Raw genomic sequence first — 8632 nt, forward strand, 5'->3', positions numbered from 1 at the left:
GGTACGGGGCCTGTCGCGTGTGCGGCTGGTCGGCTACTCGAGGCCGCGGCGGCGCAGGAGCGGACCGACCTCGGCGTCACGGCCACGGAAGGCGCGGAAGGCCTCGATCGGGTCCTGTGACCCGCCGACCCCGAGCACCATCGTCGCGAACCGGCGTCCAGCAGCGCGGTCGAGTCCGCCGTGGTCGCGGAACCACTCCACGGTGTCGGCGTCGAGCACCTCGCTCCAGATGTACCCGTAGTACCCGGCGTCGTAGCCACCGGCGAACGTGTGCGCGAAGTACGTGGACGAGTAGCGGGGCGGGACTGCCTGGACCGCGATGCCGGCGTCGGCGAGGGCCTGCTGCTCGAACGCCTCGACGTCGGTGACCGCGTCCGCCTCGGCCTTCGACAGCCGGTGCCATGCCTGGTCCAGCAGCGCCGCGGCCAGGTACTCCGTCGTCGAGAAGCCCTCGTTGAACCCGGCAGCATCGCTCAGACCGAGGACGAGTTCCGGGGGCATCGGGGCGCCGGTCTCGTGGTGCTTGGCGTAGTTCGCAAGCACCTCGGGCCACGACACCCACATCTCGTTGACCTGGCTCGGGAACTCCACGAAGTCGCGTTCGACGTTCGTGCCGGAGAACCGCGGGTAGGTCGTCCGCGCGATCAGCCCGTGCAGGGCGTGCCCGAACTCGTGGAACAGGGTCTCGACCTCGTCCTGGATCAGGAGCGTGGGGGACCCGGCGGCGGGCTTGGCGACGTTGAGGTTGTTCACGACCACCGGCAGCGTCCCCATCAGGGCCGACTGCTCGACGATCGGGTTCATCCACGCGCCGCCGCGCTTGCCGTCCCGCGTGTACAGGTCGAGCAGGTACAGCCCGACGGGGGTGTCCTCCTCGTCCGTCACCTCGAACACCCGGACCTCGCCGTTGTACCCGCGGAGGTCGGGGCGCTCGGCGAACTTCAGCCCGTACAGGGCGTTGGCGGCGAAGAACACGCCGTCGTGCAGGACCCGGTCGGCCTCGAGGTACGGACGCATCGCGGAGCTGTCCGCGGCGAACTGCTCGCCGCGGAGGATCTCCGTGGCGTACGCCCAGTCCCACGACTCGACCTCGAACCCGACGGTGCGCGACCGGACCGCCCGCTCGTCGTCGGCGTTCCGGGCGGCGGCACCGACGAGGGACGAGAGGAGCCCGGCGACTGCCTCGGGGTTCCCGGCCGTCTCGTCCGCGGTGACGACGGACGCGTGGTCGGCGAAGCCGAGGAGCTCGGCGCGCTCGGCGCGGAGCCGGACGATCCGGAGCAGCACGTCGCGGTTGTCGTGTTCGTTGCCCCGACGGCCTCGGGCGAGGGACGCACGCATGATGCGCTCCCGGGTGTCCCGGTCGGTGAGGGACGCCAGCCACGGGTGCCCCGTGTAGAGCGGCAGGGTGACGAGCCAACCGTCGAGACCACGGTCGGCCGCGGCACCGGCAGCGGCGGACTTCGCGCCGTCGTCGAGGCCGGCGAGGGCGTCCTCGGTGCGCAGGTGCACGGCGGAGTCGTTCGTGTCCGCGAGCAGGTTCCGCTCGAACGTCGTGGTGAGCGTCGAGAGCTCCTGGTTGATCGCGGTGAGGCGCTCCTTGCCGGCGTCGTCGAGCCCGGCTCCGGCGAGGGTCATCTCGGTGAAGGTGCGCTCGACGAGTCGGAGGTCCTCGCCCGTCAGTCCGTCGGCCGCCGCGGTGTCCCGGACGGCGCGGACACGCTCGTACAGGCGCGCGTCGAGGGTGATGGCGTCACGGTGTGCGGCGAGGAGCGGCGACACGGCGGCCTCGATGTCCTGCAGGTCCGGGGTGGAGTCGGCCGACGAGAGCGTGAAGAACACCATGCTCGCCCGGGTGAGGAGCTGCCCTGTTCGTTCGAGCGCGACCAGGGTGTTGTCGAACGTCGGCGGCTCGGGGTTCGTGGCGATGGCCTCGACCTCGGCGCGCTGCTCGGCCATGCCGGCGTCGAAGGCCGGGCGGTGGTGCTCGAGCCGGATCTGGTCGAACGGGGGGAGGGCGTACGGGAGCGTGCTCGGTGCATCGAACGGCGTCGTCATCACCCCACCCTAGGACCGGCCCCTGGCACGGCGTGCACCAGCCCGGACGGTGCCCGGGACCGCCCGTGCTACCGCGTCGCGGCGTCGATCAGGACCGCGGCGGCCAGCCGTGCGTGGCGCGCCGGGGTCGCGTCGCCCGCGATCGCCGCGGTGGTCTGGGCTCCCTCGGCCAGCAGGGCGAGCTGCGCGGCGAGCTCCTCGGCGCGCGCGGCGTCCGGAACCGCCTGTGCCGCGATCCCGGCGACGTACCGCTGGAAGGACTCCTTGTGCTCGCGCGCGATCGTCGCGACGGCGGGGGAGGTGGCCCCGAGTTCGCCGAACGCGTTGATGAACCCGCACCCGCGGAACGTGTCGTCGCCGAACCAGGACTCGAGGAAGTCGTACATCGCGAGCAGCTTGTCGCGCGGGGAGGTGGCACGGTCGACCGCCTGTTCGATCCCGTGTTCCCAGAGGTCATGGCGGCCGGCGAGCACAGCCACGATGAGCTGGTCCTTGCCCGGGAACGCCGCGTAGAGCTTCTTCAGCGAGACGCCGGCGCCGGTGCGGATCTCGTCCATGCCCACCGACTGGAACCCGCGGGTGTAGAACAGCTCGTCCGCGACCTCGACGATCTGCGCCCGGGTGTCGGGCGCGACCGCTCCCGCCGCGGTGCCCGCCGCTGCTGTCGTCCCTGTCACTGGCGTACCCCGTTCGCTGTGCGTTCACCGTCCCCGGGTTGCGAGGGGAACGGCCGTTCTCTAGTGTAGGTCACATCGGGAGGGAACGCTCGTTCTCTCAAGGTTCAGGGAAGAGGAGCCATCATGGGCAGCATCACCGTCGGGACCGAGAACAGCGTCGACATCGACCTCCACTACGAGGACAAGGGGGCAGGGCAGCCGATCGTGCTGATCCACGGCTTCCCCCTCGACGGCAACTCGTGGGAAGGCCAGGTCCCGCCGCTCCTGGACGCCGGCTACCGGGTCGTGACCTACGACCGCCGAGGCTTCGGGCAGTCCTCCCAGCCGTCCACCGGCTACGACTACGACACCTTCGCCGACGACCTGCACGCCGTCCTCGAGGCCCTCGACCTGCACGACGTCATCCTCGTCGGGTTCTCGATGGGCACCGGCGAGATCGCCCGGTACATCGCCCGTCACGGTGAGGACCGCATCGCCAAGGTGGCGTTCCTGGCCTCGCTCGAGCCGTTCCTGGCGATCACGGACGACAACCCGGACGGCGCCGGTCCGATGTCCTTCTTCGAGGGCATCGCCGCCGACGTGCGCAAGGACCGCTACGCGTACTTCACGAACTTCTACCGGGACTTCTTCAACCTCGACGAGAACCTCGGCTCGCGCATCTCCGAGGAGGCGGTCCGGAACGCCTGGAACGTCGCTGCCGGTTCGGGTTCGATCGCCAGTGCCGCCGCACCGCTGACCTGGCCGACCGACTTCCGACAGGACATCCCGAAGGTCACCGTCCCCGCACTCATCGTGCACGGCACGGCGGACAACATCCTGCCGATCGACGCCACCGGCCGCCGCTTCACCAAGGCCCTCCCGCACGCGGAGTACGTCGAGATCGAGGGCGCGCCGCACGGCCTGCTCACGACCCACACGACCGAGGTGAACGAGGTCCTGCTCGGCTGGCTCGCGAAGGCCTGACCCCGACACGACGAACGCCCCGCGCTGCAGCAGCACGGGGCGTTCGTTGTACGAACGGCGCTCAGTCCTCTTCGGGGGCGTCGTCCGGGTTCGTCACCTGGGCGTGGCCGGCGTCGTCGAGGTGGATCGACGTACCGTCATCCAGCTCGACCCGGGGCCTGCCCTCCAGGTAGGTCAGCGTCCAGCCCCACCCGGCCGTGTCCACCGACGCCTCGGTCAGCTCGGCCTCGACCTGCCGCACCGCGACCACCAGGGCCTCGTCGAGCCGTGACGGTGCCACGGCACCGACGTTCCATCGCGTACCCAACTGCATCTGAGCCTCCTGGCTGTGTGTGGTCGTGACCCATGGACTACGCGGAGGGCTGCTCGGCCAGTTCGATCTCGACGACCTCGAGCGTGTCCCCGTCGACGAACGACAGGTTCTCGATGCGGCCCACGGCCGCCAGGTCCACCGCGGCGCGCTCGACGAGCTCGCGCGTCGACGCCGGGGCGGCGACCACGGCGCGCGTGACCGGCGTCTTCTGGGAGGCCTTGGCGGCGGTCTTCGCCCCGCGGATGCCGATCAGGGCCTGTCCGACCGCAGCCAGCAGGCCGGTCTCCGCGGCGTCGACCGGCAGGTCGGCCGGGGTCGGCCACGCCGCCGTGTGGATGCTGGTGTCGTGGGTCCAGGCCCACACTTCCTCCGTTGCGAACGGGAGGAACGGTGCCAGCAGGCGCAGCAGCGCGTCGATCGCAGCGCGCAGCGCCAGGACCGCGCTCGCCTGCGTCTCGTGCGTCGCGTCGGGCGCAGTGCCGTAGGCGCGCTCCTTGACGAGCTCGAGGTAGTCGTCGCAGAAGGTCCAGAAGAAGCGCTCGGTGACCTCGAGGGCGCGGGCGTGGTCGAAGCCCTCGAATGCGGTCGTCGCCTGCTCCACCGTGGTGCGGAGGGCGGCGAGCATGTCGACGTCGAGCGCCTCGGTCACGCGGTGGGCGCCGGTCGGCAGCTCGAAGCCGTAGACGAACTTCGCCGCGTTGAGGACCTTGATCGCCAGACGACGGCCGACCTTGATCTGCTTCGGGTTCTGCGGGTCGAACGCCGCGTCGGTGCCGAGCTTCGACGACGCTGCCCAGTAGCGGACCGCGTCGGCGCCGTGCTGCTCGAGGATCGACAGCGGGGTGACGACGTTGCCCTTCGACTTCGACATCTTCTTGCGGTCGGGGTCCACGATGAAGCCCGAGATGCTGGCGTGCTTCCACGGCACGACGTCCGCTTCGAGCTGGCTGCGGAGCACCGTCGTGAACAACCACGTGCGGATGATGTCCTGGGCCTGCGGGCGGACGTCGTACGGGTAGACCAGGTCGTAGAGCGCCGGGTCGGTCTCCCACTTGCCCGCGAGCTGCGGGGTCAGCGACGACGTGGCCCAGGTGTCCATCACGTCGAGCTCGCCCTGGAACCCGCCGGGGACGCCGCGCTGGTCGTCGGTGTAGCCCGGGGCGGGCTCGGACGACGGGTCGACGGGCAGCTGCGCGTCGGTCGGGACGATCGGCGCGTCGAACACCGGGTTGCCGTCGCCGTCGAGCGGGTACCAGACCGGGATCGGCACGCCGAAGAAGCGCTGGCGCGAGATGAGCCAGTCGCCGGAGAGCCCACCGACCCAGTTGTCGTAGCGGACGCGCATGAAGTCGGGGTGGAACCCGATCTCCTCGCCGCGCTTCCGGAGCGTCGCCTTGAGTGCTTCGTCGCGGGCGCCGTTCACGATGTACCACTGGCGGGTGGAGACGATCTCGAGCGGCTTGTCGCCCTTCTCGAAGAACTTCACCGGGTGCTGGATGGTCTTGACGTCGCCGACCAGGTCGCCGGACTCGGTCAGGGCGTCCACGACGACCTTCTTCGCGGAGAACACCGTCTTGCCGGCCATCTCGGCGTAGAGCGCCTTGCCGCCGTCGGACTCGATCCACGCCGGTTCGTCGGAGCGGACCCGGCCGTCGAAGCCGATGATCGCGCGGTTCGGCAGCTGCAGCTCACGCCACCACACGACGTCGGTGGTGTCGCCGAACGTGCAGACCATCGCGATGCCGGCGCCCTTGTCCTGCTGCGCGAGGTGGTGGGCGAGCACCGGGACCTCGACGTCGAACAGGGGGGAGCGGACCGTCGTGCCGAAGAGGTCCTTGAAGCGCTCGTCGTCCGGGTGCGCGACGAGGGCGACGCACGCGGGGAGGAGTTCGGGCCGGGTGGTCTGGATGACGATGTCGCCCTGGCCGTCCGCACGGTGGAACGCGATGCCGTGGTACGCGCCCGGCATCTCCTTGTCCTCGAGCTCGGCCTGGGCGACCGCGGTGCGGAAGGTGACGTCCCAGAGCGTCGGGGCGTCGGCCTGGTAGGCCTCGCCGCGCTCCAGGTTGCGCAGGAACGCGCGCTGGGCGCTGGCACGCGAGGTCGCGTCGATCGTGCGGTACGACTGCGTCCAGTCGACGGAGAGCCCCAGCGTGCGGAAGAGCTCCTCGAACTGCTGCTCGTCCTGCACGGTCAGCTGGTCGCACAGCTCGATGAAGTTGCGGCGGGAGATCGGCAGCTGGTCGGCGGCCTTGCTCGACTTGCCGTCGCCGCCCTCGAACGGCGGGGTGAACTCGGGGTCGTAGGGGAGCGACGGGTCGCAGCGGACGCCGTAGTAGTTCTGCACGCGACGCTCGGTGGGGAGACCGTTGTCGTCCCAGCCCATCGGGTAGAAGACGTGCTTGCCGCGCATCCGCTCGTACCGGGCCTTGAGGTCGGTGTGCGTGTACGAGAACACGTGGCCGATGTGCAGCGAGCCCGAGGCAGTGGGCGGCGGGGTGTCGATCGAGTACACGGCGTCGCGGTGACCGGCGGCGTCGCGGTCGAACCGGTACGTCCCCTGCTCGTCCCAGACCGGTCCCCAGACCTGCTCGAGTCCGTCCACCGTGGGCTTGTCGGGCATGGGCTTGGTCATGGCTGCGCCTTCCGTTCGCGTATGTGCGGCACCGAGTCCGTGATGAGGTGCCTGAGTGTCCACGTGTGACACGTGGTGCCCTCGATGGTACCGGCTCCGGGGCGTGCGGCGTCGGCTGCGCCCGTGCTCATCGGAGCGCTCCAACGCGCATCTGCTAGTCTGTCGGAGTTTGTCCGGCGAGCGCGAGCTCTCCAGAGCTGCAACGTCGCTGTCCCGTCGGACGCCCGAAGGCACGCTCAGCACACCGGAGGAACACGCTTTGACACCGAACACCACACCGAACACGCACGGCGACAAGCCGGTGCGGTCGAAGGGCGCTGCCAAGCGTGCTCGACGGAAGATGACCACCGACGACGTCACCGTCGTCGAGGAGTCGCTCCTCAAGCGCGCCGTCGCCGCTGCCGCCCTCGGCAACGCGATGGAGTGGTTCGACTTCGGCATCTTCGCCTACCTGACCGTCACCATCTCGCAGGTCTTCCTGCCGCAGGGTGACGCCGCGTCGAACATCGTCGCGACCTTCGGCTTCTTCGCCGCGGCGTTCATCGTGCGCCCGATCGGTGGTGCCGTCTTCGGCCCGATCGGCGACAAGATCGGCCGCCAGAAGGTCCTCGCGCTGACGATGATCCTGATGGCCGCCGGCACGCTCATGATCGGCCTGATCCCGTCCTACGACACGATCGGCTTCTGGGCCCCGGTCCTGCTGCTCGTGGCCCGGTTCATCCAGGGCTTCTCGACCGGCGGTGAGTACGGCGGTGCTGCGACGTTCATCGCCGAGTACTCCCCGGACAAGCGCCGCGGGTTCATGGGCTCGTGGCTCGAGTTCGGCACCCTCGCCGGGTACGTGCTCGGCGCGTCGATCGTGACCGGCCTGCAGTTCGGCCTGTCCGAGGCCGACCTGCTCAGCTGGGGCTGGCGCATCCCGTTCATCGTCGCCGGCCCGCTCGGGCTGATCGGGCTGTACCTGCGTCTCAAGCTCGAGGAGACCCCGGCCTTCCAGAAGCAGCAGGAGCAGGCCGCCGAGCGCGAATCACAGAAGACGCCGTTCCTCAAGCTCTTCGCCACGAACTGGCGCGCGCTCATCGTCTGCATCGGCCTGGTGCTGGTCTTCAACGTGTCCGACTACATGCTGCTGTCGTACATGCCGACCTACCTCGAGCAGAACCTCGGCCAGAACGCCACGTTCGGCCTGATCCTCATCGTGATCGTGATGATCCTGATGATGGTCGTCATCACCTTCGGTGGTCGTCTGTCCGACCGCTTCGGCCGTCGTCCCGTGCTCGCCGCCGGCTGCATCGGGTTCTTCGTCCTGTCCTGGCCGGCGCTGCAGCTCGTGCAGTCCGGCACCGGGGTCGGGGTGTTCTTCGGCCTGCTCATCCTGGGTGTGGTGCTCGTCACCTTCACCTCGACGATGCCCTCGACGCTCCCCGCGCTGTTCCCGACGATCATCCGCTACGGCGCGCTGGCCATCGCGTTCAACGTGTCGGTGTCGCTCTTCGGTGGCACGACGCCGCTCGCGACCGCCGCGCTCATCAACGGGGCGAAGGACGCCGGCTTCGGCTGGGCCGAGGACATCCCCGCGTTCTACCTGATGGCCGCCGCGGTCATCGGGCTCGTCGCGGTGTACTTCACGAAGGAGACCGCTTCGGCGCCGCTGATGGGCTCCGGCCCGACGGTCGCGTCCGAGGAAGAGGTCGCGCAGGTCATCGACGAGTACAACGACCCGTCGTCGGAGTTCGCGCAGTCGGACTGGGCGAAGGAGTTCTCCACCAGTGAGATCCCGGTGATCTCCGGTGACAGCCCGTCCGCCGACAAGGCCTCCTCCGTCAGCTGACGGAGCGCGCACTGACAGGAGGCCCGTCCCGCGTCCGCGGGGCGGGCCTCGGTTCGTCCCGGGGTCGCCCAGGTTCCACGACGTGCCGCTCACGTCCGTCGCGGTCCCGAGAAGGACCGGTGGGACTCCCCGAGGTGCCAGAATTCTGGCACCTC

At 69.8% G+C, this 8632-nt stretch carries 6 protein-coding genes; 2 read left to right on the top strand and 4 right to left on the bottom strand.

Translation table 11 applies throughout. The features are described 5' to 3' along the window. Positions 1 to 33: 33 nt before the first annotated feature. Both BIU90_RS03135 and BIU90_RS03140 read right to left on the bottom strand, forming a co-directional pair. Positions 34 to 2058: a M3 family metallopeptidase gene (locus BIU90_RS03135; protein WP_071298783.1), complete on the bottom strand. Its 2025-nt coding sequence runs from the start codon at positions 2056 to 2058 to the stop codon at positions 34 to 36. A gap of 68 nt (positions 2059 to 2126) precedes the next feature. Beyond that, positions 2127 to 2735 (bottom strand): TetR/AcrR family transcriptional regulator, encoded by a 609-nt coding sequence (locus BIU90_RS03140; protein ID WP_071298784.1) that lies wholly within the window; start codon positions 2733 to 2735, stop codon positions 2127 to 2129. Between the two features lie 123 nt (positions 2736 to 2858). On the opposite strand from BIU90_RS03140, the gene BIU90_RS03145 reads away from it, so the two are divergent. After that, positions 2859 to 3698 carry an alpha/beta fold hydrolase gene (locus tag BIU90_RS03145; protein WP_071298785.1) on the top strand — a complete coding sequence of 280 codons (840 nt, stop codon included), beginning with the start codon at positions 2859 to 2861 and terminating at the stop codon, positions 3696 to 3698. Positions 3699 to 3759: 61 nt separating this feature from the next. Here BIU90_RS03145 and BIU90_RS03150 read toward each other — a convergent pair whose 3' ends face one another. Beyond that, complete coding sequence (locus BIU90_RS03150) at positions 3760 to 4011, bottom strand: hypothetical protein (RefSeq protein WP_071298786.1); 252 nt, start codon at positions 4009 to 4011, stop codon at positions 3760 to 3762. 37 nt (positions 4012 to 4048) lie between these two features. After that, the gene (valS, locus tag BIU90_RS03155; protein WP_071298787.1) at positions 4049 to 6646 is read right to left on the bottom strand and encodes a valine--tRNA ligase; all 2598 of its coding nucleotides are present in this window, start codon (positions 6644 to 6646) and stop codon (positions 4049 to 4051) included. Between the two features lie 259 nt (positions 6647 to 6905). Here valS and proP point away from each other — a divergent pair, with 259 nt between their 5' ends. Next, entirely contained in the window at positions 6906 to 8477 is a 1572-nt protein-coding gene (gene proP / locus BIU90_RS03160) for a glycine betaine/L-proline transporter ProP (protein WP_254786934.1), read from the top strand. Positions 8478 to 8632: the final 155 nt, after the last annotated feature.

Source organism: Curtobacterium sp. MCBA15_001, from assembly GCF_001864835.1.
Lineage (GTDB): Bacteria > Actinomycetota > Actinomycetes > Actinomycetales > Microbacteriaceae > Curtobacterium.

What these genes read in the sequence shown, in the direction of transcription:
- valS (WP_071298787.1), bottom strand. Translation starts at nt 6,646, where the DNA reads ATGACCAAGCCCATGCCCGACAAGCCCACGGTGGACGGACTCGAGCAG.
- BIU90_RS03150 (WP_071298786.1), bottom strand. Translation starts at nt 4,011, where the DNA reads ATGCAGTTGGGTACGCGATGGAACGTCGGTGCCGTGGCACCGTCACGG.
- BIU90_RS03145 (WP_071298785.1), top strand. Translation starts at nt 2,859, where the DNA reads ATGGGCAGCATCACCGTCGGGACCGAGAACAGCGTCGACATCGACCTC.
- BIU90_RS03135 (WP_071298783.1), bottom strand. Translation starts at nt 2,058, where the DNA reads ATGACGACGCCGTTCGATGCACCGAGCACGCTCCCGTACGCCCTCCCC.